The sequence below is a fragment of the Bacillus sp. FSL W8-1202 genome, from assembly GCF_038006165.1.
GTDB classification, from domain to species: Bacteria; Bacillota; Bacilli; order Bacillales; family Bacillaceae; genus Bacillus; species Bacillus subtilis.
Genome location: NZ_JBBOUR010000001.1, coordinates 3,012,114 through 3,038,424 on the forward strand (window position 1 = coordinate 3,012,114; position 26,311 = coordinate 3,038,424).

Sequence of the window (26,311 nt, forward strand, 5' to 3'; positions counted from 1 at the left end):
CATTAGTGAAAACTGAGCATATCAGCGATCTCTTGCAGGGCGTCCTCGGTCAGTTCTTGATCATCAAAATCACTGATCGTCTTTTCTGTTTCTCTTTTGTTCTGGCAGTGTTCGATCAGCTGTAATAAAAATTGACGGCATGTTTCGCTAAGCTGTTCGATGGTTTTGTGCTGAAAACGGGTAGTGTCATAAGTCATATTGACAGTCATTTTCCCTTCTGCAGCGATTGCACTGATATCCAGCGACTGTTCACGGTTCCATGTTGTGCTGATATCACCCCCGGCACCCAGCGGAGAGAATGAGAAGGCGTCCTCCTCAGGTACTTCAGCTGTGCGGCCGCTTTCAAATTGACCAAGATAATTAAAGCTGATTTCTGGTGCACCTGTGAAATTGATGTCTTTTTTGCCAGGCGAAGTCAAATATTTGATGACACCGTAGCCGAATCCTTTGTCAGGTACACGTCTCAGTGTATCTTTTGTTGTTTTTAGCACATGAACCATGTATTCTTCCGAATCTGGCAAGTCTGCGTTCAATTTAACCAATAACGGATAAATGGCGGTAAACCATCCAACCGTCCGGCTCACATCTATTCCTTCTAATACATCCTCTCGCCCGTGGCCCTCTAATGATAGTTTGAAGGCGGATTGATTGGTCCAATGGCGCAGCGCAAGAATGACAGAAGCGAGCAGCATGTCCTGCGTATCAGTGTTATATGCGCTGTTGGCGTCTTTTAAGAGTGCTGCTGTCTCTTTCTCGTTTAAGGTAAACGAAATCGTGGACCGTTGTCCCTCGTGTGCTCTAGTTCCATCAATGTGATCAAAAGGCAATGCCTCTGTTTGATACTCTTCGGCTTCGCGCCAATACTTGAGCTGTTTCATGAGCTGCTGGCTTTCAGCGTAGTCAGAGAGCTTTTTCGCATACGCTTTAAATGAGCTTGTTTTAGGCGGCAGTTTGATATCCTCCCCGCCTGCAGCTTGGCGATACCCTAAAGCCAAATCTTCAAGCAGAACCCGCCATGAAATACCGTCAACGACGAGGTGATGAGCAGATAAAAATAAGAAATCACCGTCAATTGTGTGGAAAAGACCGGCTTGCAGCAGCGGACCATTCTTCAAATCCATTTTCTGCTGAATATCAAGTACATGGCGCTTGATAATAGGTTCATACGGTCTATTTCCATCAGTGCATAAATCAATCATCTGAAGGCCGTACAACGCGTCGTCCGAATGACTGAGCGGCCGATTATACTGATCCCACTTTCCTTGTTCATTCTGTGTAAACACCATTCGCAGCGCATCATGATGACACGTTATTGCTTTTAACGTTTTTCGCAGTGCGTCTTCTTGTACAGAGGTGCTTCGATGCAGCATTACGGACTGATTAAAATGGTGTTTTTCTTTTATATCTTGAGAAAGAAACCATTTTTGAACAGGCGACCATTGTACGTCTCCCTCAACCGCAGCTTGGCTGGAACTTGTATCTGAATCACGGATATAAGCTGCCAATTCTTGAATGGTCGGATGGCTAAACAAATCTTTCACTGCCATTTGCTTGCCTATCCGGTGAAGCCGCGCAGATACCTGTAACGCTTTGATTGAATCTCCGCCAAGTTCAAAGAACGAATCAGCTGTTCCGATCTTTTCTGCCCCCAGTACTTCTTTCCATATATCTGCCAGTATTTGCTCCATTTTGCTGGCTGGCGGGAGGAATGGACGTTCACCTTCGTGGTTGTATACAGGTTTTGGAAGTGCTCCGCGATCCAGCTTGCCGTTTGGTGACAATGGAAGTGAGTCCAGTTTTTCAATAAACGCAGGGTGCATAAACACCGGCAGCTTGTTTTGTAATTCTGAGCGTACAGCATTTGTGCTCAACTCTGGTTTTGTCACCACATAAGCGCTTAATTCGGTTTGTCCTGACGCTGTTTCATGAGCAACTACTGCGGCGTCTTTTACACCATTTATACACCGGATGACCGATTCAATTTCTTTCGTTTCTACACGGTATCCTCTGATTTTGACTTGATCATCGATTCTTCCGAGATATTCGAGTGTTCCGTCGGCCATCCATCTGGCGGCGTCTCCTGTTCGGTACATTCGTGTTTCGGGTTTAAATGGATTCTGCGTGAATGCTCTCTCTGTCAGTTCTGGAAGATTAACGTACCCTCTTGCAAGCCCTGTTCCTGCTATACAAAGCTCTCCCGCAACACCGATTGGCTGAAGCTGATGATTGCTATTTAAAATCAGCACTTGAGTCCCGTCAATCGGCTGGCCGATGCTTACGTATGCCTGCTTTTCCTTATGTCTCATGACGGTAGTCGCCACGCTGTTTTCTGTCGGTCCATATTCGTTGGCGAGTTCGGTATGCGGACATATAGCTAAGCTGCGGTCGATCAATTCGCGGTCAGCCGCTTCTCCCGCCAGTGTGACGACTCTAAGTGTCTTTACATCTTCCGGCTGCACTATGTCCAAAAGCGCTCGATATAAAACAGGCACAATAATCATATGTGTAATCCGTTGACGAGACAGCTGATGCTTAATGGCCAGAATATCCTTCGCTTCCTCTTCATGAAGCAAAACGGCTTTTGCACCTGACAAAAGCGGTGTAAACATACTCGTTATAAAGCCGTCAAATGAGAAAGAAAAGAGCTGCAGAATGGTATCTGTCTCGTTGAATGCATAAGCGTTTCGCCGCCACTGAAGAGTGTTGGCAATACCTTTATGCTCGACCATTACCCCTTTTGGACGGCCCGTCGTTCCAGAGGTATAAATGATATAAGCCAAATGATGAGCAGACGATACTTGCGGCAGCGGTGATTTGTCGTATGCCTCTACACTTTCTATCGCTAAGATCTCTCCTTCAAAGTCAGCAAGTGCTTCCCGATCCGCTTCATTTATTGTCATCAGCAGTTTCGTTCCGCTGTCGCTGAGGATATAGCGTTTCCGTTCTGTCGGGTATTCAGGATCGATGGGAACGTAACAGCCTCCGGCTTTCCACACACCAAGTATGGATGCTATCATACTGAACGAACGATGCATCATGATGCCTACTGGTGTGTCCGGCTTAACACCTCGGCTGCGCAATGCACGTGCGATTCCATTGGACCACTCGTCCAACTCTTGATACGTCAGTGTTTTGTCTCCGCTGACAAGTGCAGAAGCTTTTGGTGTTCGTGCAGCTTGCTGCTCAAACAATTGACTGATTGTTTGAACTCCGTATTGATTCGCTTGCCCGGTGTTAAACTCATTAAGCAGCTGGTGCCGCTCTTCTTGGGTCAGGATGTCGATATGGTTGAGTGTCACCTCCGGGTTTTTGCCGATGATGCTAAGTACATTTGTTAAATGCGATACCCAGCGTTCAATGGTGGTTTTCTCGAACAATGCGGTTGAATATTCAAAAAGGAAATGAATGTTTCCGTCGCCCTCAGATGCCTGTAGTGTCAAATCGAATTTAGAAACGAGATGAGAAACTTGTGCCGGCTTCATTTTCAAATCATGAAGATACAATGGCTCGTAATCATTATTTTGAACAACTAACATCGCATCAAACACTGGGTTCCGGCTCATATCTCGTGTCAATCCAAGCTTATCGACAAGCTCTTCGAACGGGTAATCTTGGTGCTCAAAGGCTTCCAATGCTGTCTCACGCACTTCCTGCAAATACTGTACGAATGGCTTCCCGCCCTCCGGGCGTGTCCGAAGCGCCAGCGTGTTCACAAACATGCCGAGTATCGGCTCAAGATCCTTATGCGGCCGGCCGGCGATTGGCGAGCCGACGATGATATCCTCCTGTCCGCTTAAGCGTGACAAGAACGCGGTGTAAGCCGCAAGGAGCACCATGTACAGTGTGCTTCCGTTTTCTCGTGCCAGCTTGTGAAGGCCTGATGCAACCTCTTGATCCAGCGTAAATGAGACCTTGTCACCAGCGAAGCTTCGCACCGGCGGGCGGGCATGATCAGCGGGGAGATCCAGCACAGGCAGCTCGCCCTCGAGCTGCTTCAGCCAGTACGCCTCTTGCGTTTTGTACGCGTCTCCTGTTTTGAATCCTTCTTGCCATACGGCATAATCTTTATATTGAATGCGCAGCGCCGGAAGCTTCCGATTATTGTACAGCTCGCCGAATTCTTGAATCAGAATGTTGACGGAAACACCGTCTGAAATGATGTGATGCATATCAACCAGCAACAGGTGCCGCTCATCTGATACCTTTACGATTTGGGCACGGAACAGCGGCGCTTGGCTGAGATCAAACGGTTTGATAAATGCGGCTGCGGCCTCCTGTTCGGTTCGTTCGCCGAGAACTGTAGTCTGTAACGTAAACGGCACCTCGTCATGGATGCGCTGCACCGGATCGCCTCCTTCGTCCTGTTCGAAGGCGGTTCGAAGCGACTCGTGGCGCTTGATCAGCTCTTGGAAAGCTCTGTCCATCCTTTCAGGGTTGAGCTTCCCTTCGAGCTCTAACACAGCCGGCATATTGTAGCCTGTCCCTCCGTCTTCCAGCTGCTGAAGGACATAAATCCGCTTTTGGGCAGAGGAAACCGGATAGGTTTCCTGTTTTTCAGCGGGCTTAATCGCTTCATATGGACTGTCCGTTCCTTCACGGATAACGGCAGCCAGTCCTTCTACTGTCGGATGGGCAAACACATCTTTTAGCGGCACCTGTACATCGAATTCTTTGGTGATCCGTGAGACAAGCGCCGTTGCTTTTAAGGAATGTCCCCCGCGGTCAAAAAAGTTGTCGTGAATCCCGACAGGGCCATTTTTCAGCACGTCCTCCCACAGCTGAGAAAGCTTCATCTCAGTCACGTTTCTCGGCGCTGTGTAGGTCTCCGCATCTGCCGCTCCGCCAGGAGCTGGCAGGGCGTTTCGGTCGAGCTTTCCGCTTGGCGTAACCGGCCACTGTTTCATTTCTATCATATAGGCTGGGACCATGTAGCCCGGCAACAGTCTCTCAAGCTGTGCCCGCACTTCGTTTCTTTGGAGCCCTTCTACATAAGCGCATAATTCCGGCTCACCGCTGTCTGTCCGTACGGTAACGGCCGCCTCTCTTACACCTTCTATGCTTCTTAGTGCCGCTTCAATTTCTCCCGGCTCAATCCGGTAGCCGCGGATTTTCACCTGATCATCCGTGCGCCCGAGGAATTCAATATTCCCGTCAGGGAGCCAGCGCGCCACATCCCCGGTTTTGTACATGCGTTCCCCCGGGTAAAACGGGTCTTCTAGAAAACGCTCCTCCGTTAATGCCGGCCGATTCAAATAACCTCTGGCAACACCCGCTCCGGCAATGTACAGTTCGCCAGCGACACCGGAAGGCTGTACGGCTAAATACGGATCTAAAACATACAAACGCGCACCAGGTACGGGCTTCCCAATCGGAATCCGCAAACGATCCCTGTCCCGTTCTGGATCTAACACGTAAAATGCCGCGTCTACCGTTGCTTCTGTCAGCCCGTAGCCATGGATTAATGATACCTGCGGCAATACAGAAGCAAAACGGGCTGCCGTACGCGGCGCAAGCGGTTCACCTCCGGCGAATACACGTTTCAGGCTTGTGCTGTCACGCAACCTTTCGATTTCCGCTTGATCGAGAAAGCTGTTCAGCATAGCCGGAATAAAATGAGCCGTTGTCACGTTTTCCTGATGAATGGCTTTTACGATCAATGCCGGATCTTTCTCCCAGCCGGGCGGAAGCAGATACGCCGAAGCACCGGAAAGCGACCACCAAAACAGCTGCCACACAGACGCATCAAAGGAAAAAGAGGTTTTCACCATGACAATGTCATCTTCCGAAAGCGGAAACTGGTGCTGCATGCCGGTCAGAAAGGAAACAGCCTGACGGTGCTCAACGGCCACTCCTTTCGGCTGCCCGGTAGAGCCCGATGTATAGATGACATAGGCGAGAGATCCGCCGTCAGCAGGAGTAAACTCATGGTTTTCTGCTTTTTCGCTCGCAAGAGATGTCATGTCCACTTCAAGCGTTTCGCCAGAAAAGTTTGGTGCGGAGCATCCCGGCTGTGTCAGCAAGAGCGATGCCCCGCTGTCTTTCAGCATGTAGCTCAGCCGCTCCTTTGGATACGCAGGATCAAGCGGCAAATACGCCCCGCCGGCCTTCAATACAGCAAGGACAGCGATCAGCATGTCAGGTGAGCGTTCAGACAGGACACCGACGATACTTTCGTTTGTGACGCCGCGTGCCGCAAGGTGCGCAGCCAGCCGGCTGGCGTACATATCAAGCTCAGCGTATGTCAGCGAACCGCCTGAAAAGCGAATGGCCAGCCGCTCCGGTGTGAAAGCTGCCTGTCGCTCAAACAGCCCATGCAGGGTGAAAGCTTTAGGCGAAACAGCTTCCGTCTTGTTAAACTCATACAACAATTTTTGCTTTTCTCTTGTATTCGTCATATCTAATTCTCTTATAAAGCTGTGCGGATGTTTAAGGGCGTTTTCCAGTATGGTAAGCAGATGAGATTGTATTCGTTTAATATCCTCAAGAGAAAACAAGGTATTTTGATAGTCGAAATTTAATTGAATGGTTCCATTGTCTATCCGTTCTTGTATTTGAACTGAAAGTTCGTTCGCGGTGTATCCGCTGAAATAAAGCGCTGTTTCATAGTCAAAATCATCTGCATTGTGCCACTGAAGTGGCTGATACTGCATAGATATACCGATAAGGTTGTGTAAATCCTTCTGTTCATTTCTTAATTCATTTACAAGCAAATTATAAGGAAACCGTTGATGACGCATAACAGAAAGCTGTTCCCTGCCTATTGTGCGGACAAAGGAAAGAAAATCTGTGTCAGGATCAACCGTTATTCTGATTGGAAGAGAACTAACGAACATGCCGAGCATTTCTTTTTCAGCCTTTGACCCTCTGTTGCCATAGTAGGTGCCAATGGCAAGATCTTTTTTAGAAGTGATTCGGCTGATGCATATGTAAAATGAAGCCATAAATAAGGAAATGATATTGATCTTGTGTTCTTCGCAGAAGATTCGAATCGTTTGCTCTAGATCAGGTGAAAGAATGATGGTGTCTCTGGATGCAGATGTGCTCTGTTTTTGTAAGGACGTCTGGTCGGCTAACGAGTGGTATTCCAACGGGTGCTCAAAGGTTTGCGTCCAAAATAAACGGTCCTTTGCAAACCGCGGAGATTGTAGATATTGACTCTCTTTTTCGATGTAGCTCAAGTAAGAAGGTTCCGGCTGATCAGGTAAAGGATCTTTCTTTTTTATTTTTTGATAAAGATCTATAATTTGATTTCCCATCACGTTTAAAGAGATTCCATCCATTATGATATGATGGAATTTCGCAAATAGCCAAACTTCATGAGAGTCAATTCTAAGGAGGTAAAATTGATAAAGAGGCGAGTTGAACAGTTCAAATGGAATGCTCGCTTGATCCTGAATCCATTGCTCTATTTCTATCATTTCAACATTTGAAAAATCAATTATTCTAAGTGGATAATATTTATATTCAGTAAGGTGCAATCGCGGCTCAAGCTCTTCTCCTTCTAACAGCTGAAATCTAATGGCGTCGTTGCGGGAGATGGAATGATTCAGCGCTCCGTCCAGAGTATCAAGCTCAATATTGCCTTTGAATTTCACACAGGCTGTGAGATTGCAAATGCTGGTATCTGGCTCCAGCAGTTCGGTAAACCACACTCTCCTTTGGGCATGGGTTAAAGAATAAATATGTTCGCTCAACGGATTCCCTCCAGTTCTCATAATAAGAGGATAAGAAAAAGTAGAAAAAAGCAGAAAAATGACAATAAAAGAAATTATATGACTATATAATCCATATATGCACTATATTAACGGATATTTTTTAAAGTACAATAAAAAACATTAAATTTTTATAACATTTTTTTGAATATAGTATTATTTCTTTATTTTTCGTTTCTTTTTTTATCAAATTTCCGGATATAAAGTGATAAAAGTATTGTTTTACATAAGGTCTTATACACTACTTTTTAATCGAACTAATTTGCTTTTGTGCATCATTCTTCTAATTATTGGAAGGTTCGACAAAGACAGACATAAAAAAACCTGTTTTCTCATGGAAAACAGGTCTGCCGCTATTATTGATTTGCCAAAATGACAGCGATTTGATCCTCAATATCTTTTCCATCCTCTTCATCAATCAATCCATTTAGAAGAATAGAGAAAACAAGTTTTTTTCCGCTCTTTGTTTCTGCGTACCCCGATAGAGAGCTTACCGTACTGAGCGATCCGGTTTTTGCTCTTACTTTTCCTTGTGCAGGAGTGTCTTTCATGCGGTTTCTCAGCGTTCCGCCCACCATTCTGTCAGGATTCCCCGCAACAGGTAAAGAATTTAGATAAGCCGAGAACCAACTCTGATCCTGAATGTCATATAACAGCTGTGAAAGTTGATCTGAGGATACAGCATCAATATGTGAGATTCCTGATCCGTCCCTTAAGACGAGTGATTTAGAATCAACACCAAATTCCGGAAGCGTACTGTTTAACACTTCGAGCCCCTTTTCCCAGCTCCCTTCTCCTTTTTTCACTTTCCCCATCTCTTTTACGAGCACTTCGGCATGTCCGTTATTACTTAATTTCATGAACGGCACAAAAAGTTTCGATAAAGGCATTGAGCGATGAGAGAGCAGCACATCTGAAGAACTAGGTGCTTCACCCGTCTTGATGTCCCCTTTCACAGTAATTCCTTGTTTTTTTAGTGACTGCTTAAATAAATCTAAGGCATATCCGGCAGGCTCCCAGACAGAAATCCATTCCTTTGTTTTGTTTGCGTCAACCGGTACGCTCCCTTCAATTGTAATCGTGTTTGTTCCATGCTCTCTTTCGATTGTGAGGTCTTTCTCTGAACCGGCAGCAGTCGTTTCAGCATCGTTCTTTATCGTTATATAATCGGTTTTCGGAGAGACAGACACGGCAGGCTCTTCCCCTTCTTTTTGATTTGGGGTGACTTCAACAATCACAGTGCCTGCATCATAGTCTTCGTTTGGAGACGCTGTTAGAGCGGAGATTGGCGCGCCATAATATGTGTATTCATCGCTCCAAGGCATATCAGGTGATAATCGCATGTCATCATGCCACGTATCATCACCGATCAGATTGCCTTTAATTACTTTTACGCCGGAATGTTTCAATTTCTCAGCCATTTTGTCAAAATCAGATGGTAAAAGTGTCGGATCGCCTTTCCCTTTCAAATAAAGGTTACCATTCAGCTTTTTCCCTTTCAGTGTTCCATCCGTCCGGACCTCGGTTGTAAAAGAATAGTTCTCGCCAAGGACAGAAAGTGCCGCGGCCGCTGTCAAAAGCTTTAGAGAAGAGGCAGGCCTCATTCGGGTGTCTCCTGAATGTTCATATAGAACAGCACCTGTTTCCGCAGAGCGAACGGTGATGCCGGCCATTGCGCCTTCGAGGGCAGGATGATCAGCTAAAATCTTATCGATCTGCCCGGAAAGTGCATCTTGTTTTTCAGCGGCAAGCGCAGCCTGATGCATATAAGGCACCGAAGCAACGACGAAAAGCAGTAAAACAGCAACATAAAGCTTTATGCTTTTTTTCATTAATTTCCCCGCCTCTCTGCGCTTCATCATTGGCTATTGATGATTCAGTTCAATGGTGATACTGCTTTTAGCTGTTGTTTCTTCTCCCGGCTCCAGCACTTGTAAACCAGTGAGTGACGAAGGTAAATCAAGATTCACTGCGTTTGTCACCCATGTGTAAGGTTCAGGGCATAAATACCCTTGTTTTCCGTCAGCATTGTATACAACCCAATGTTTAAACTGTTCATCTGCCTTATAAATAATGCTGATATGTGCATGCTGATGATAAATGACTGCCTGGTTTTCTCCGCCCCTCTTCTGATAAGAAGATAAAAAGACATCATCCAGCTGCTTGTGGCGCAAACCCATTCCTTCATGCAAAGCTTCTTTATTCGGTACATCCATCAGTTTCCCGGTCGGCAGCAGGCGTTCATCCAACTCCCATTGCTGATCTGCTGTCAGGGAGAATAACGAGCTTTCTGCCGGAAACACAAATGTAGTATGATAACCAATTCCCCAAGGAAACGCTTCCTTTCCTTTGTTCATGACCGTCGCATGTTTAAATAGAGTATTCCCTTTTACCGTGTATGTCATCCGAACGACGGCATGGTGAGGAAATTGCTTATACACATGGGGGAGCTCAGAAAGATCAATTTCTGTTTCAACAATCACTTCTTCATCAGTTTTCTTCGCGGTCACTACGTTCCACTTTTCATGGTAAAGAAACCCATGAAGATGGTTGTGTTTATCCTTCTCGTTGATATCAAAATGATACGTTCTGCCCCGGAAACTGAATGTACCGTCACTTATGCGGTTAGGCGGGAACAGGATTGGAATGCCATACAATGTTGGTGTGTCGTGAAAACTTTCTGCTGTTTCCGGTTCACGCAAAAGCTGGACTTTTGTTGTTTTGTCCACGAGAGAAATGACGTTGCTCCCCCACTCAGGGACGGCAGGCTCCCAGACAGAAATCCATTCCTTTGTTTTGTTTGCGTCAACCGGTACGCTCCCTTCAATTGTAATCGTGTTTGTTCCATGCTCTCTTTCGATTGTGAGGTCTTTCTCTGAACCGGCAGCAGTCGTTTCAGCATCGTTCTTTATCGTTATATAATCGGTTTTCGGAGAGACAGACACGGCAGGCTCTTCCCCTTCTTTTTGATTTGGGGTGACTTCAACAATCACAGTGCCTGCATCATAGTCTTCGTTTGGAGACGCTGTTAGAGCGGAGATTGGCGCGCCATAATATGTGTATTCATCGCTCCAAGGCATATCAGGTGATAATCGCATGTCATCATGCCACGTATCATCACCGATCAGATTGCCTTTAATTACTTTTACGCCGGAATGTTTCAATTTCTCAGCCATTTTGTCAAAATCAGATGGTAAAAGTGTCGGATCGCCTTTCCCTTTCAAATAAAGGTTACCATTCAGCTTTTTCCCTTTCAGTGTTCCATCCGTCCGGACCTCGGTTGTAAAAGAATAGTTCTCGCCAAGGACAGAAAGTGCCGCGGCCGCTGTCAAAAGCTTTAGAGAAGAGGCAGGCCTCATTCGGGTGTCTCCTGAATGTTCATATAGAACAGCACCTGTTTCCGCAGAGCGAACGGTGATGCCGGCCATTGCGCCTTCGAGGGCAGGATGATCAGCTAAAATCTTATCGATCTGCCCGGAAAGTGCATCTTGTTTTTCAGCGGCAAGCGCAGCCTGATGCATATAAGGCACCGAAGCAACGACGAAAAGCAGTAAAACAGCAACATAAAGCTTTATGCTTTTTTTCATTAATTTCCCCGCCTCTCTGCGCTTCATCATTGGCTATTGATGATTCAGTTCAATGGTGATACTGCTTTTAGCTGTTGTTTCTTCTCCCGGCTCCAGCACTTGTAAACCAGTGAGTGACGAAGGTAAATCAAGATTCACTGCGTTTGTCACCCATGTGTAAGGTTCAGGGCATAAATACCCTTGTTTTCCGTCAGCATTGTATACAACCCAATGTTTAAACTGTTCATCTGCCTTATAAATAATGCTGATATGTGCATGCTGATGATAAATGACTGCCTGGTTTTCTCCGCCCCTCTTCTGATAAGAAGATAAAAAGACATCATCCAGCTGCTTGTGGCGCAAACCCATTCCTTCATGCAAAGCTTCTTTATTCGGTACATCCATCAGTTTCCCGGTCGGCAGCAGGCGTTCATCCAACTCCCATTGCTGATCTGCTGTCAGGGAGAATAACGAGCTTTCTGCCGGAAACACAAATGTAGTATGATAACCAATTCCCCAAGGAAACGCTTCCTTTCCTTTGTTCATGACCGTCGCATGTTTAAATAGAGTATTCCCTTTTACCGTGTATGTCATCCGAACGACGGCATGGTGAGGAAATTGCTTATACACATGGGGGAGCTCAGAAAGATCAATTTCTGTTTCAACAATCACTTCTTCATCAGTTTTCTTCGCGGTCACTACGTTCCACTTTTCATGGTAAAGAAACCCATGAAGATGGTTGTGTTTATCCTTCTCGTTGATATCAAAATGATACGTTCTGCCCCGGAAACTGAATGTACCGTCACTTATGCGGTTAGGCGGGAACAGGATTGGAATGCCATACAATGTTGGTGTGTCGTGAAAACTTTCTGCTGTTTCCGGTTCACGCAAAAGCTGGACTTTTGTTGTTTTGTCCACGAGAGAAATGACGTTGCTCCCCCACTCAGGGACAACAATCATTTCTAGATATTCGTTGCCCGCTTTGATGGCCGGCGTTCCCAAATACGTGATTTTCTCAATAAAGTTTGCCATGTTTACTCAACCTCTCCTTGATTCATTGCTAGTATAAGAATTCAATGTACTGTACCATATTTCCTCCATTTTATATTTTCCCCTATCAAATAAAAAAACACCGTTCAAACTTATGAACGGTGTGATTCGAAGGCTATTGGATGAGACGTGTGATTTGTTTCTTTTTCCAGACGAATTGATAATACCCATAAATCAACAGCAAGCTGACGGCAAACGCAGCTGGATAACCGACCCAGACGCCGAGTATTTCAAGCTTTGTATAGTGAGAAAGGACGAAAGCGACAGGCACCTCTACTCCCCAGATTGCAAAAATACTGATGACGGTCGGCCATAAAACCGTTCCGCTTGCCCGCATCGTTGCAGAAATAATTTGGGCATTTCCAAACAGCAAATAGCTCCACAATGTAATCATCAAAAGACGGTGCGCAATGTAAAGCGTCTCTTGCTCGGTTAAAAATAACGATAAAATCTGATGTGAAAAAACATAGATCAGAATGATCAGTACGCCGCCAATGATATAATTCAGCCAAATCCCCACGCGAATGACCTGCTTTAAGCGGTCAAACTCGTTCGCTCCGATCGATTGCGCAGCGAAAATAGAAACCGCAATACCAAGGCTGACGGCCGGCATCTGTACATAGCTGGCCACCTGGTTGACCACTCCGTATGCAGCTGTTGCATTAGAGCCGTAATGATTGACGAATGAAATAACCGCTATCTCTGATAATGAGACAAGAATCATATTGATGCTTGCTGGGACCCCAAGACGCAGCAGGAGAACCAGCAGTTCCTTATCCATTTTCAAATAACGACGCACTGTTTTATCAAATTGCAGCGGGTGTTTTCGCTTTCGTAAATACACCATTAACACGAGAAAAGTCGCAATCGTGGAAATGACAGTTGCATATGCCGAGCCGTATATGCCCAGTTTCGGAAAACCAAACATGCCAAGGATTAAAACAGGCAAAAGCGCGATGTTGATGACCGTGCTCACAATCAGCGTATAAAACGGTGTCTTGGAATCTCCTGTTCCGCGCAAAAAGGTAGTATATGCAAAATATAAAAACATAAACGGCATAGCATAAAATAAAATACGTGCATAGTTAGCGCTGACATGAATGACATTTTCAGGCGTGCCCATTAAACGAAGGATATCCAGGGTGAAAATACTGCCGATGACGGCTAACACAACGCCTAATAAAAATGTAAACGTGAGCGTCGTCCCGACAACAGCCTTTAGCCGTTCCTCATTTTTCGCTCCGTAAGCTTGTCCGATCAGAATCGAACTTCCTGAACCGATCCCAATCGTAAATGAGATTAAAAGAAAAAATAACGGGAAAAAGGATGATACAGCTGCCACTGCATCAACACCGAGCCATCTGCCTACAGCCATCATCCCGACTAGCTGGCCGACTGATTGCAGCACATTGCTCAGCAGAAGCGGCACTAAAAAGAGTGACATCGACCGCCAAACTGATGGTTTGCTTTTCTTTAGAGTTACAAGAGGTTCTTGTGATGTTTCCATATTAAAGGACTCCTTTATTTGAAATCGTTTTTAAACATGCCCTCATTTTTTGACAAAAACAGGATATGTAACATGTTATTATTCATCACTGCACATATGAAACCCTTCCCGATTCTTCTAATTTTACACATCTTTTTAGCTTATGAAGAATAAACTAGCAAGTAATGGCGTATTTTTTGTGAGTAAAAGAATAAAAAATAATTTATGCAAAAGTATTGTAATCTATCCGTAATTATTGTAACATTTGTAACATAAGAGAAAGAGATTTTGAAGGAGAGAGCGATAATGAAAAAATGTCTTCTATTTCTAACAACCATTGCACTTATTCTGTCATTAAGCACAAATGCATTTGCGAAAAATACATCAGGCGATTTATCACAAAAACAAGCATTACAGTTGGCATTATCCGCTAGAGAACATTTTTGGAACACCATGAGCGGCCACAATCCGAAGGTGAAAAAAGCAGTTTGCCCATCAGGCACATTCGAGTATCAAAATCTTCAATATGTATACATGTGCAGTGATCTAGGCACTAAAGCAAAAGCGGTGAATTACTTAACTCCTATTTTTACAAAAACAGCAATCGAAAAAGGCTTTAAAGATTATCATTTCACTGTTTCAAAAGGAAAGCTTGCTGTTCCAATCGGTGACGGAGACAATCTTTTGAATTGGAAAAAATCAACTGCTAAACTGATCTCTAAAAAAGGCGGCACAATCACATACGAATTTACCGTCCCTACATTAGACGGATCCCCTTCTGCAAAACGGAAAGTGACATTCGTGAAAGAAAATAAAAAATGGAAAGTCAATCAATTTGACGCAGTTATATAAGAAAAACGCCCGGTATAAGCGGGCGTTTTTTATTTGGTTTGCATAAAGAAAGACAACAGGCGAAAAGTGCCTGTTGTCTTTTTGTGAATATAACGCTCTAGGAGAGATTCGAACTCCCGACCTGCAGTTTAGGAAACTGCTGCACTATCCGCTGTGCTACTAGAGCTTTTGGTATTTATATAGTAGCTCTGATGATCAATATTTTCAAGCGATTTGTATTAAAGCCCTCCAAAAACCTTATACGCGGCTCTTGTCGTATCTTCATCAATACCGATATAGCGCATTGTAATTGATGGTGATGAATGATTCAGTATTCTCTGCAGCTCGGCGATGTCTTTCGTTCGCTGATAAAAATGATAGCCAAACGTTTTCCGGAGTGTATGCGTCCCTATCTCCTCAAGTCCGCACGCCGCAGCGGCCTCTCTTAAAATTCTGTAGGCCTGAATGCGGGAAATCGGCTTCCTGGTCCGCACTGATTTAAAAAGATATTCGTTTTCCTTCATGTCTTTCGTATACTCGTATATTTCCTGTTTCAGCGATTCTAAAATAAGAATCTTTCTTTTCTTTTTCGTTTTGCTTTCAGTCGCCCATAAATGATCTTTATTTTGAACGTCCTTCACTTGCAGCGGCAGAATATCAGAAATGCGGAGCGCGCTGTTGATGCCGAAAATAAACAGAAAATAATCCCGCTTGTTTTTGTTAAGCAAATACTGTTTGACTTCTTGGATTTTCTCTAGACTGCGAATCGGCTGTACAATATGCATCAAAAAACTCCTTAAAAACCGTTATGTAACGTTTTGAGGTCTATGTTATTATTATAGCTGAAAAACGTTGAATGTCAAAGTGCGGCGGCATTTATGTAACATAATATACATAGTGTTACATAAGCTTTTAAAAAAGCTTCTTCCAACCTTCACCCTATAAAATAAACTTTAAAGCCTATTATAAAGCTTTTAACCTCTTGGATACTTATCCCCCTATTAATCATCAAAAAACCTCTTAAAACGAAATCTGACGCTCCTGATTTTCTGGAGCTTCCGCAAAAAACATACAAAAAAAGACACAATTTCAAATTGTGTCCTAATCCTCATCTTTTACATCAATATCTTCCGGGATCGGTTCATTTAATATTTCCTGCACCAGTGCTTTGTAATTTTCCAGCTGTTCGAGATGCGTTTTGAACTGCGCCTTATAAATCAAAAATTGCTCCCCGTCATGAACGGCTCTGATTTTCCCTTCGAGCACCAAGCTTTTAATATAATCCTCTGAAAGATTTGTATATTCTGCTGTTTCTTCAATCGTTAAATACATATAGGAGTCCCTTCTTAATCCGTATGCTGATTCTAATATAGCACATGGCTCATATCAATATAATCAATTTTGCACAGAAAAACGGCTTTATGTACTATATAATATACCATTTGTCACTTGTGAAAACGCTGTAATTTTTTTACGCTAAGATTGTAACAATACAGCTTCATATAGGAGGGAGAACATGAAAAGAACGTGGAACGTCTGTTTAACAGCTCTGCTTAGTGTTCTGTTAGTCGCTGGAAGTGTCCCTTTTCACGCGGAAGCTAAAAAACCGCCCAAAAGCTACGATGAGTACAAACAAGTAGATGTTGGAAAAGACGGCATGGTTGCGACCGCACATCCTCTTGCTTCTGAAATCGGTGCTGATGTGCTGAAAAAAGGAGGAAATGCTATTGACGCAGCGGTTGCCATTCAATTTGCACTCAATGTAACAGAGCCGATGATGTCAGGTATTGGCGGCGGCGGTTTTATGATGGTGTATGACGGAAAAACGAAGGATACAACGATAATCGACAGCCGTGAGCGTGCTCCAGCAGGCGCAACTCCTGATATGTTTCTGGACGAAAACGGCAAAGCAATTCCTTTCTCTGAACGTGTAACAAAAGGTACTGCCGTTGGTGTTCCAGGCACTCTGAAAGGGCTGGAAGAAGCCTTGGATAAATGGGGAACCCGTTCGATGAAGCAATTAATTACCCCTTCTATTAAACTCGCTGAAAAAGGCTTTCCGATTGATTCGGTGTTGGCAGAGGCCATTTCTGATTATCAGGAAAAGCTTTCACGGACTGCCGCAAAAGATGTATTTTTACCAAATGGCGAACCGCTTAAAGAAGGAGATACCCTTATTCAAAAGGATTTGGCTAAAACATTTAAGCTTATTCGCTCCAAAGGCACTGACGCTTTTTATAAAGGAAAATTCGCCAAGACGCTTTCTGACACTGTCCAGGATTTCGGCGGATCAATGACAGAAAAAGATTTAGAAAATTACGACATTACAATTGATGAACCGATTTGGGGAGACTATCAAGGCTATCAAATCGCTACTACTCCTCCTCCAAGCTCCGGCGGTATTTTCTTATTGCAAATGCTAAAAATCCTTGATGATTTTAACCTTTCACAATACGATGTCCGCTCATGGGAAAAATATCAGCTGCTTGCTGAAACGATGCATTTGTCATATGCCGACCGTGCGTCTTACGCAGGTGATCCCGAATTTGTAAATGTTCCTCTCAAAGGCCTGCTTCACCCCGATTATATCAAAGAACGCCAGCAATTAATCAACCTAGATCAAGTGAATAAAAAACCGAAAGCCGGTGACCCTTGGAAATACCAAGAAGGATCAGCAAACTATAAACAAGTTGAACAGCCGAAAGACAAAGTAGAAGGCCAAACAACCCACTTTACAGTTGCTGATCGATGGGGAAATGTTGTTTCTTACACAACAACAATCGAACAGCTATTCGGAACGGGTATTATGGTCCCTGATTACGGTGTTATTTTAAACAATGAATTAACGGATTTTGATGCGATACCAGGCGGAGCTAACGAAGTACAGCCAAACAAACGGCCTTTAAGCAGCATGACCCCGACGATTTTATTTAAGGATGACAAGCCTGTCCTCACTGTTGGATCTCCTGGCGGGGCTACAATTATTTCATCCGTTTTGCAAACCATTCTCTACCACATTGAATATGGTATGGAATTAAAAGCAGCTGTTGAAGAGCCGAGAATTTATACAAACAGCATGAGCTCTTACCGTTACGAAGACGGAGTTCCTAAAGATGTCCTCAGCAAGCTAAACGGTATGGGCCACAAATTTGGCACAAGTCCGGTGGATATTGGAAACGTGCAAAGCATATCGATCGACCATGAAAACGGCACCTTTAAAGGTGTAGCTGATTCAAGCAGAAACGGCGCGGCGATCGGCATTAATTTAAAACGTAAATAAATTAAAAAACTGTACTCGCTTCAAATGAGTACAGTTTTTTCATGCAGATCTTTAATAACAACGGGCATTGGTAATGCTCTGTATCCCTGATTGCAATCCAAAATGACAGAAGGATGACTGCTTCTTTGACAAAATCTTTATTCTGCTAATGCACGTCTATCTTCATCTTTTCATTTCGTTTATCTCATCAAGAAATGTCTGAAACGCACTCGTAATAAAAAAGTCTTTCCTGTATATAAAGACGATCTCTAAGTCTTGATATGCTGGTGGCAATTGATGAATCCATACATTTGTACGATGCTCGGAGCAGTCAACAGCGGACTTTGGGAGCAGCGCCGTACCCATCCCAGCGGAAACACCTTTTATAATAGCCTCCAATGTGCCAAACTCTATGATTTTTTGATTGTGTATGCCTGCTTCCTCTAGTAATCTTTTGACCCTGTCACGATGAGAACAGCCAGCCCCAAAAAAGAGCATCGGCTGCTGAAGCATGTCTTCTGCCGTCCCTTCTCGTGATGAAATCAAAACTAATTCATCATGGGAGACATGGAGTTGTCTAACTGCAGCGTGTTCAACCGGCCCATATACAAAAGCGCCATCAACTTTATGATCAAGAACCTGTTGAATCAAATGATGCGTATCAGCTGTGTTCACTGATAAATCCACTTCAGGAAAACGCCTGAGGAAGGATGCTGCATGCTCAGGCAGATGCGTTACCGTCGTCGTTTCCAGTGATCCGATCCGCAAAGGCCCTTTTGGTTGCCTGCTCATTCGGGTCGATTTTTCAGCTTGGTCTAACAGCGATAATACTTGATCTGCATATTGTAAAAGATTTTCTCCTGCAGCAGTCAGCTTCATTCCCCGATTCGTTCGATGAAAAAGCCTGATATTCAAATCTTCCTCAAGGTTATGCACTCTGGCTGTCACATTCGACTGAACATAATTCAGCATTTGGGCTGCTTTCGTTATGCTTCCTTCGCGAGCAACAGCCTGAAAAATTTTTAAATCTCCGCTTTCCACGCGCTCTCACCTGCTTGCTATGATGAAAAGTGATATTGGCTTTCATATTTGTTCATTTTACTCGAAGAAAACCGCTATGTAAAATAAGTAAAGATATGAAAATACAATTCAATGAGGAGGCAGACAGCATGAAAGCTGTAATTCACAACGGAAAAGCCGGTCTTCTGGGGTTATCAGTTCAGGACGTTCCATCAACAAAGCCTGGATACGGAGAGGTAAAGGTTAAATTAAAATCTGCAGGCCTGAATCATCGTGACTTGTTTCTTATGAAAAACAAATCTGAACAAGATCCTCACATGATACTGGGTTCTGACGGCGCGGGTATCATCGAAGAGATTGGTGAAGGCGTGAAAAATGTTACTGTTCAGACAGAAGTAGTCATTTTCCCGACATTGAACTGGGATTTGACAGAAAATGTTCCACCTGTACCTGAGATTCTGGGAGGTCCTTCGGACGGAACACTTGCTGAATATGTGATCATTCCTTCACAAAATGCAATCAAAAAACCTGCTTATTTATCTTGGGAAGAAGCGGGCGTTCTACCTTTATCCGCTTTAACCGCATATCGGGCTCTGTTTACAAAGGGGCAATTAAAAAAAGGCGAGCATCTATTGATACCCGGCATCGGCAGCGGTGTGGCAACCTACGCTTTATTGATGGCTAAAGCGATTGGGGCAACAGTAAGCGTGACCTCCCGCAGTGAGGAGAAAAGAAAAAGGGCGCTGCAATTAGGTGCTGATTACGCATTTGACAGCTACAACAATTGGGATGAGCAGTTGCAGGGAAAAAAGATAGATGTTGTTCTTGACAGCATAGGACCTGCCCTCTTTTCGGAATACTTCCGCCATGTAAAACCAAATGGCCGTATTGTCAGCTTTGGGGCAAGCTCAGGAAATAATCTCAGTTTTCCGGTGCGTTCTTTATTCTTTCCTCAGGTCAATGTTTTGGGAACCTCGATGGGAAGCGGTGAGGAATTTCAAGCTATGCTCGCTTTCATTGACAAACATAAGCTGCGGCCTGTAATTGACCGGATATATCCTTTAGAAAAAGCATGTGAAGCATATAAAAGAATGCAGGAAGGCAGACAGTTTGGAAACATCGGGATCGTAATGGAATAAAAAAAGAAACCGGCTGGCAGCCAGACCGGTTTCTCTTATATGATAATCCCCTTTTTTACGGAAGAACTGAACTCCCCATCAAATATCGATCCACTTCACGCGCCACTTCACGGCCTTCATTAATCGCCCATACGATTAAGCTTTGCCCTCTTCTTGCATCCCCTGCGGCGAATACACCATCGATATTTGTTTGATAATCCCCATATGCTGCACTGATTTTGTTATTTACTGAATCAACACCGAACTGTTTCAACAGCGGCTGTTCTGTGCCTTCAAAGCCGATAGCGATAAAGACAAGCTGAGCAGGCCATACTTTTTCAGTTCCAGGCAGCTCGCGGAACTCGTATTTTCCATGCTCATTTTTCACTTTTTCCATTTGGATGGTATGAAGCTCTTTCAGCTTTCCGTTTTTATCCGCAACCATTTTTGTCGTTTGAATGGAGTATTCTCTCGGATCTCTTCCGAATTTTGCTTCTGCTTCCTCGTATGCATATTCAAGCGTAAAGACGTGTGGCTGTTCAGGCCACATATTGTCATTCGTGCGGGCTGGCGGAAGTTTCGGGTGTTTGCCGAATTGGTGCACGCTTTTGGCTTTTTGACGCAGAGCGGTAGCCACACAGTCAGCTCCTGTATCTCCGCCTCCGATTACGATGACATCTTTCCCTTTGGCATCAATGAATTGCTTGTCTTTAAAATTAGAATCTAAATAGCTTTTTGTTGCAAGTGTGAGGTAGTCCATTGCGTAATGGACTCCTTTTGAGTCGCGTCCTTCAATTAAGAGGTCCCGCTGTTTTTGAGCGCCTGTGCATAAGATCACAGCATCAAATTGCTCCTTTAGCTCATCAGCTGTAATGTCAACACCGATTTCTGTGTTCGTGACAAAATCAATTCCCTCTTGCGTCAGCAATTTAATTCGGCGTTCTACAATGCCCTTCTCAAGCTTCATGTTTGGAATGCCGTATGTTAAAAGGCCGCCCGCTCTGTCTGAGCGCTCAAAAACAGTGACAGAATGCCCCGCTTGATTCAGCTGGTCAGCACTCGCCAGTCCGGCTGGGCCCGACCCGACGATGGCGACTTTTTTGCCTGTTCGTTTTTTTGGAATTCTAGGTTGAATCCAGCCATTCTCAAATCCTTTATCGATAATGGTCCGCTCGATGTTTTTAATTGATACGGCCGGGTCTGAAATCGCTAAAGTGCATGATCCTTCACAAGGAGCGGGACATACCCGCCCTGTGAATTCAGGAAAGTTGTTTGTTTTCAACAGGCGTTCCAATGCTTCCTTCCATCTGCCCCGGTAGACAAGATCATTCCATTCAGGAATTAAGTTGTAAATCGGACAGCCGGATGTAAATCCGTTAATGTCCGCACCGATCTGGCAAAACGGTGTACCGCAATCCATGCACCGCGCCCCCTGCCGTTTCGATGCTTCTTCTGAAAAAGGAGCAGAATATTCTTTCCAATCCTTTAAGCGAGTGAGAGGGTCCCGCTCCGCAGGTTTTTCTCGTTTGATCTCCATAAATCCAGTTGGTTTCCCCATGTTCCTCTCCCCTTCCTTACTGTACTACCGCTTGTTTTTGTCCCGATGCTGCTGTATTCTGCTTTGGCTTCGTGTTGGCCTCAAAAGCGAACATGATGGCTTCTTCATCTGATAAACCTGCAGCTTTTTGCTCTTCGATGCTTGCGAGCATTTGTTTATAGTTTTTCGGAATGACTTTGACGAATTTTTTCACACTGTCTTCCCATTGATCAAGCAAATCTTCTGCTTTTTGGCTGTTTGTATATGCAGTATGTCTTTCAAGCATTGCTTTGATTTGCTGGATTTCTTTCTCGTCCTCTAATGATTCAAATAAAATCATCTCAAGGTTGCATTTGCGTTTAAACGCTTTGACATCTTCGGCCAGTACATAAGCGATTCCGCCGGACATACCTGCCGCAAAGTTTTTGCCTACATCACCGAGAACGACAACGCTGCCGCCAGTCATGTATTCACAGCCGTGGTCGCCAATACCTTCTACAACTACGTTCACACCGCTGTTTCGAACGGCAAAGCGTTCACCAGCACGTCCGTTAATATATGCTTCTCCGCTTGTCGCACCGTAAAAAGCCACGTTGCCGATAATGACATTGTCATCCGAAGCAGAGTTGAATCCTTCTGGTGACTTGACGATGATTTTTCCGCCAGAAAGCCCTTTTCCGACGTAATCATTTGAGTCTCCGTCCAAATAAAGCGTCATCCCTTTAGGAACGAAAGCTCCAAAGCTTTGGCCGGCTGATCCGGTAAAGTGCAGCTTGATTGTATCTTCAGGAAGACCTTCTTCTCCGTAACGCTTTGAGATTTCACTGCCGGTTATCGTTCCGGCTACACGGTTTGTATTATTGATTTCAATCGAAATATCAGCTTCTTTTCCAGATTCGATGGCTTCTTGTACGGCCGGGAGAATCGCTGTAATATCAAGTGATTGATCAATTTTATGATTTTGCGGCGATTGGAATGTCCGCACCCCTTCAGGCTGATAAAGAAGGGTAGACAAATCAAGCTGGCTTGCTTTCCAGTGCTCCTTTGCCCGTTCACTTACATGAAGTACATCAGTGCGGCCGATCATTTCATCAAATGTCTTGAAGCCTAACGCAGCCATGTACTCACGAACCTCTTCAGCAATGAACAGCATATAGTTCACAATATGGTCAGGATCCCCCATGAACTTTTTGCGAAGCTCTGGGTTTTGTGTCGCTACACCGACAGGGCATGTATCCAAATGGCAGGCACGCATCATGACACAGCCGAGTACAACTAACGGAGCCGTTGCGAAACCAAATTCTTCGGCGCCGAGCAAGGCAGCCATCACAACGTCGCGGCCCGTCATGAGCTTTCCGTCTGTTTCTAATACAACACGGTCACGAAGTCCGTTCAGCATTAGTGTTTGATGTGCTTCTGCAAGGCCAAGCTCCCACGGAAGCCCTGTATGTTTAATACTGGTTTTCGGAGAAGCGCCTGTACCTCCGTCATAGCCGCTGATCACAATGACATCTGCAGTCGCTTTGGCAACACCTGCAGCGATTGTTCCTACACCTGCTTTTGACACCAGCTTTACGCTGATTCTTGCGTCACGGTTGGCATTTTTCAAATCGTGGATCAGCTGGGCTAAATCCTCAATCGAATAAATGTCATGGTGTGGCGGAGGTGAGATTAATCCGACACCTGGCGTTGACCCGCGGACATCGGCAACCCATGGATATACCTTGTTGCCAGGAAGCTGCCCGCCTTCACCCGGCTTAGCACCTTGAGCCATTTTAATCTGCAGCTCATCAGCATTGACGAGGTAATGGCTTTTGACACCAAACCGTCCGGATGCAATTTGTTTGATCGCACTTCTTCTATCATCGCCGTTCTCATCTGGAACAAAGCGTTTGGGATCTTCTCCGCCTTCACCGCTGTTGCTTTTTCCTCCAAGACGGTTCATTGCGATTGCTAAAGCTTCGTGCGCTTCCTTACTCAAGGACCCGAATGACATCGCACCCGTTTTAAAACGTTTGACAATCGATTCAGCGGATTCAACCTCCTCCAACTTCAAAGGCTTGCGGTTTCCGTCAAATGCGAACAAGTTCCGCAAAAATCCGATGCGTTCTTCATCAGCCGCTTTTGTATACTGTTTAAACAGATTGTAATCATTTCTGCGGCACGCCCATTGCAAAGTATGAATCGTTTTCGGATTAAACGCATGATGCTCTCCGCCATTTCTCCATTGGAAGTCACTTCCCGGTTCAAGCGTTTTGCTGTAATCATCCTGATACGCTTCCCGGTGGCGGCGCTGTGCCTCTTCTGCAATTGTTTGTAAATCGATGCCGCCTAGCTGTGATGCAGTACCTGTGAAATAGCGGTCGATCACATCGCGGCTGATTCCTACCGCCTCAAAGATTTGTGCGCCTCTGTAGCTTTGCACAGTTGAAATTCCCATCTTGGACATCACTTTTACGACGCCCTCAGTAATGCTTTTTCCATATTTGCTAACCGCTTCTTCATAGCTGATATCCAAACGGCCTTCATCAATTTCCTGCTTGTAGGTCGCATAAGCGAGATAAGGGTTAATCGCATCTGCGCCATAACCGATTAACGCTGCAAAGTGATGCACTTCACGCGCTTCTCCTGATTCCACAATAATGCTGACCTTCGTACGCAGCCCTTTGCGGATTAAGTGCTGGTGCAGTGCGCTTACTGCCAGAAGCGGCGGAATTGGTGTCAGTCGTTCGTTCATCTTTTTGTCTGATAAAATTAACAAACTTACGCCTTGGCTGATGGCTTTCTCTGCCTGTGTGAACATGTCCTTTAAACCGCGTTCAAGATCCTCTGAAAACAGCACATCAATTTTTTGGCTTTTTAAATCAGGATGAACAATCGTTTTCAATGCGTAAAACTGTTCATTGGATAAAACAGGTGTATACAGTTTAATCCGGCGAACATTTCGTTCACTCGGATGAAGTAGGTCGCCTTCCGCACCGAGCCAAGTCATCGTTGAAGTGACAAGCTGCTCACGAATCGCGTCGATTGGCGGGTTCGTTACTTGTGCAAACAGCTGTTTAAAGTAGTTAAACAGTGATTGCGCTCGGTCAGAAAGTACAGCAAGCGGAGCATCATTCCCCATTGAACCAAGGGGATCTTTGCCTTCTTTAATAACAGGAATTAGATATTTTTGGATATCTTCATATGTGTATCCGAATGCCTTCTGGCGAGTAAGAAGATCACTAAATTGTTCTTCTTCTCTTGACTCCGGATCAGGATTTACTTGTACAAGCTCTTCTTCAAGCCATTTTTGATACGGATACTCAGTTGCAATTTGTGTTTTGACTTCTTCATCGGAGATAATACGGCCTTCTTCCAGGTCGATTAAAAGCATTTTCCCAGGCTCAAGGCGGTTTTTATATAAAACGTTCTCCTGTTCAACTTCAATAACGCCTACTTCAGATGAGAAAATAATATAATCATCTTTTGTGACATAATAACGGGCCGGACGGAGACCATTCCGATCAAGGATCGCCCCGATTTGTTTACCGTCAGTAAATGAAATAGCTGTCGGTCCGTCCCAAGGCTCCATCAGGGAGCTATGGTACTCGTAGAACGCCCTTTTTTCCTTGGACATATGCGTATTTTCCGTCCAAGGCTCTGGAATGAGCATCATTGCCGTATGTGCCGGTTTGCGTCCAGCCATCACAAAAAACTCAAATGCGTTATCCAAAATGGAAGAGTCACTGCCATCAGCATTGAGAATCGGCAAAATCTTGTTTAAGTCCTCACCGAAGCTTTCAGAAACAAATTGCTGCTCACGTGCTCTCATCCAGTTGATATTTCCGCGAAGGGTGTTAATTTCACCATTGTGAACCAAATAGCGGTTAGGATGCGCTCTTTCCCATGTAGGGAATGTGTTGGTACTGAAGCGTGAATGAACGAGCGCAAAAGCAGAAACGAATGCTTCGTCTTGCAGATCAGAATAAAATGCATCAACCTGTTCAGGTGTTAAAAGGCCTTTGTAAACAATGGTCTGGCTTGAAAGACTGGCAAAATAAAAATCAAGACCTTCCGTTACTCCCCAATTTTCAGCCTGTTTACGAATGACATACAATTTTCGTTCAAAAGATAAATTGTCCTTTAGATCAGAACTTGCGCCGATAAATACCTGACGGACAAACGGACAGCTTTTTTGTGCCACTGTTCCGATTTTTCCGACATTTACAGGTACAGTTCTCCATCCAAGAACGACTTGGCCTTCTTGTTCAATCAGTGCATTGATTTGCTTTTCAATTTTTTTTCTTTCATCTTCTTTCTGTGAGAAAAAGACCATTCCTACCCCGTAACGTTCTTTTTCTGGCAGATTGATGTCTTTGCACTCTTTTCTAAAGAAAGCATCAGGGATTTGAACCAGTAAGCCGGCTCCGTCTCCTGTATCCGGATCACTGCCTTGCCCTCCTCTATGGTCTAGCTGGCAAAGCATCTTAAGTCCTTGTTTGACAATGTCGTGAGTCTGCTTGCCCTTTAAGTGTGCATATAGGCCGATTCCGCATGCATCATGTTCAAATTCAGGACGGTAGAGACCTTGAGCTTTTGGCATTTGATTGTACGTCATAATTCCTCTCCCCCGATCAATTTCCGATAATACCGGTCATAAAATCTAACAACTCTATAATCATTGTAGGTTTTCAAAACGATATAAACAATATATAATTTAGATCAAAAGAATCTCAAAATGAGATAGATG

Annotated in this window: 12 protein-coding genes, 1 tRNA gene and 2 pseudogenes; 3 read left to right on the forward strand and 12 right to left on the reverse strand. The window is 44.5% G+C overall.

Translation table 11 applies throughout. The features are described from left to right. Window positions 1-2 precede the first annotated feature (2 nt). The 6 genes and pseudogenes from NSQ09_RS15720 to NSQ09_RS15740 all read right to left on the reverse strand — a co-directional run bounded on the left by NSQ09_RS15720 (window position 3) and on the right by NSQ09_RS15740 (window position 13,835). Window positions 3-7,715: an amino acid adenylation domain-containing protein gene (locus tag NSQ09_RS15720; protein ID WP_341031942.1), complete on the reverse strand. Its 7,713-nt coding sequence runs from the start codon at window positions 7,713-7,715 to the stop codon at window positions 3-5. A gap of 353 nt (window positions 7,716-8,068) precedes the next feature. Then, window positions 8,069-9,544, reverse strand: a complete 1,476-nt coding sequence (gene dacB / locus NSQ09_RS15725; protein ID WP_024573330.1) for a D-alanyl-D-alanine carboxypeptidase/D-alanyl-D-alanine endopeptidase — start codon at window positions 9,542-9,544, stop codon at window positions 8,069-8,071. A gap of 33 nt (window positions 9,545-9,577) precedes the next feature. After that, window positions 9,578-10,474 (reverse strand): annotated as a pseudogene (gene galM / locus NSQ09_RS23100) (aldose 1-epimerase); the annotation flags it as partial. Then, window positions 10,475-11,299 (reverse strand): annotated as a pseudogene (dacB, locus tag NSQ09_RS23105) (D-alanyl-D-alanine carboxypeptidase/D-alanyl-D-alanine endopeptidase); the annotation flags it as partial. It abuts the pseudogene before it with no gap. A gap of 33 nt (window positions 11,300-11,332) precedes the next feature. Further along, window positions 11,333-12,310, reverse strand: a complete 978-nt coding sequence (galM, locus tag NSQ09_RS15735) for an aldose 1-epimerase (protein WP_144453445.1) — start codon at window positions 12,308-12,310, stop codon at window positions 11,333-11,335. Window positions 12,311-12,443: 133 nt separating this feature from the next. Then, window positions 12,444-13,835, reverse strand: coding sequence for an MATE family efflux transporter (locus tag NSQ09_RS15740; protein WP_341031951.1), 1,392 nt, complete (start codon window positions 13,833-13,835; stop codon window positions 12,444-12,446). 285 nt (window positions 13,836-14,120) lie between these two features. Here NSQ09_RS15740 and iseA point away from each other — a divergent pair, with 285 nt between their 5' ends. Then, window positions 14,121-14,666 (forward strand): DL-endopeptidase inhibitor IseA, encoded by a 546-nt coding sequence (iseA, locus tag NSQ09_RS15745; protein WP_015714038.1) that lies wholly within the window; start codon window positions 14,121-14,123, stop codon window positions 14,664-14,666. A gap of 93 nt (window positions 14,667-14,759) precedes the next feature. On the opposite strand, the gene NSQ09_RS15750 is transcribed toward iseA, so the two are convergent. The 3 genes from NSQ09_RS15750 to NSQ09_RS15760 all read right to left on the reverse strand — a co-directional run bounded on the left by NSQ09_RS15750 (window position 14,760) and on the right by NSQ09_RS15760 (window position 15,977). Beyond that, window positions 14,760-14,832: transfer RNA gene (locus NSQ09_RS15750), tRNA-Arg, on the reverse strand. Between the two features lie 52 nt (window positions 14,833-14,884). Further along, complete coding sequence (locus tag NSQ09_RS15755) at window positions 14,885-15,430, reverse strand: site-specific integrase (protein WP_003231473.1); 546 nt, start codon at window positions 15,428-15,430, stop codon at window positions 14,885-14,887. A gap of 316 nt (window positions 15,431-15,746) precedes the next feature. Beyond that, window positions 15,747-15,977, reverse strand: a complete 231-nt coding sequence (locus tag NSQ09_RS15760) for an excisionase family DNA-binding protein (protein WP_017697328.1) — start codon at window positions 15,975-15,977, stop codon at window positions 15,747-15,749. A gap of 184 nt (window positions 15,978-16,161) precedes the next feature. Between NSQ09_RS15760 and ggt the strand changes: the two genes are divergently transcribed. After that, on the forward strand, window positions 16,162-17,925 hold the full coding sequence (gene ggt / locus NSQ09_RS15765; protein ID WP_014476980.1) for a gamma-glutamyltransferase: 1,764 nt from the start codon (window positions 16,162-16,164) through the stop codon (window positions 17,923-17,925). Between the two features lie 162 nt (window positions 17,926-18,087). Here ggt and yofA read toward each other — a convergent pair whose 3' ends face one another. After that, the gene (yofA, locus tag NSQ09_RS15770; protein ID WP_017697327.1) at window positions 18,088-18,945 is read right to left on the reverse strand and encodes a LysR family transcriptional regulator YofA; all 858 of its coding nucleotides are present in this window, start codon (window positions 18,943-18,945) and stop codon (window positions 18,088-18,090) included. Between the two features lie 128 nt (window positions 18,946-19,073). On the opposite strand from yofA, the gene NSQ09_RS15775 reads away from it, so the two are divergent. Then, complete coding sequence (locus tag NSQ09_RS15775; protein ID WP_017697326.1) at window positions 19,074-20,063, forward strand: zinc-binding dehydrogenase; 990 nt, start codon at window positions 19,074-19,076, stop codon at window positions 20,061-20,063. A 55-nt stretch (window positions 20,064-20,118) separates the two neighbouring features. Here the strand turns inward: NSQ09_RS15775 and gltD are convergent, their stop codons facing one another. Both gltD and gltB read right to left on the reverse strand, forming a co-directional pair. After that, a complete protein-coding gene (gltD, locus tag NSQ09_RS15780) occupies window positions 20,119-21,600 on the reverse strand; it encodes a glutamate synthase small subunit (RefSeq protein ID WP_014479972.1) in 1,482 nt (493 codons plus the stop codon). Between the two features lie 16 nt (window positions 21,601-21,616). After that, a complete protein-coding gene (gltB, locus tag NSQ09_RS15785; protein WP_341031958.1) occupies window positions 21,617-26,179 on the reverse strand; it encodes a glutamate synthase large subunit in 4,563 nt (1,520 codons plus the stop codon). Window positions 26,180-26,311: the final 132 nt, after the last annotated feature.

What these genes read in the sequence shown, in the direction of transcription:
- gltD (WP_014479972.1), bottom strand. Translation starts at nt 21,600, where the DNA reads ATGGGGAAACCAACTGGATTTATGGAGATCAAACGAGAAAAACCTGCG.
- galM (WP_144453445.1), bottom strand. Translation starts at nt 12,310, where the DNA reads ATGGCAAACTTTATTGAGAAAATCACGTATTTGGGAACGCCGGCCATC.
- ggt (WP_014476980.1), top strand. Translation starts at nt 16,162, where the DNA reads ATGAAAAGAACGTGGAACGTCTGTTTAACAGCTCTGCTTAGTGTTCTG.
- iseA (WP_015714038.1), top strand. Translation starts at nt 14,121, where the DNA reads ATGAAAAAATGTCTTCTATTTCTAACAACCATTGCACTTATTCTGTCA.
- NSQ09_RS15775 (WP_017697326.1), top strand. Translation starts at nt 19,074, where the DNA reads ATGAAAGCTGTAATTCACAACGGAAAAGCCGGTCTTCTGGGGTTATCA.
- NSQ09_RS15755 (WP_003231473.1), bottom strand. Translation starts at nt 15,430, where the DNA reads ATGCATATTGTACAGCCGATTCGCAGTCTAGAGAAAATCCAAGAAGTC.
- NSQ09_RS15740 (WP_341031951.1), bottom strand. Translation starts at nt 13,835, where the DNA reads ATGGAAACATCACAAGAACCTCTTGTAACTCTAAAGAAAAGCAAACCA.
- gltB (WP_341031958.1), bottom strand. Translation starts at nt 26,179, where the DNA reads ATGACGTACAATCAAATGCCAAAAGCTCAAGGTCTCTACCGTCCTGAA.
- NSQ09_RS15720 (WP_341031942.1), bottom strand. Translation starts at nt 7,715, where the DNA reads ATGAGAACTGGAGGGAATCCGTTGAGCGAACATATTTATTCTTTAACC.
- dacB (WP_024573330.1), bottom strand. Translation starts at nt 9,544, where the DNA reads ATGAAAAAAAGCATAAAGCTTTATGTTGCTGTTTTACTGCTTTTCGTC.
- NSQ09_RS15760 (WP_017697328.1), bottom strand. Translation starts at nt 15,977, where the DNA reads ATGTATTTAACGATTGAAGAAACAGCAGAATATACAAATCTTTCAGAG.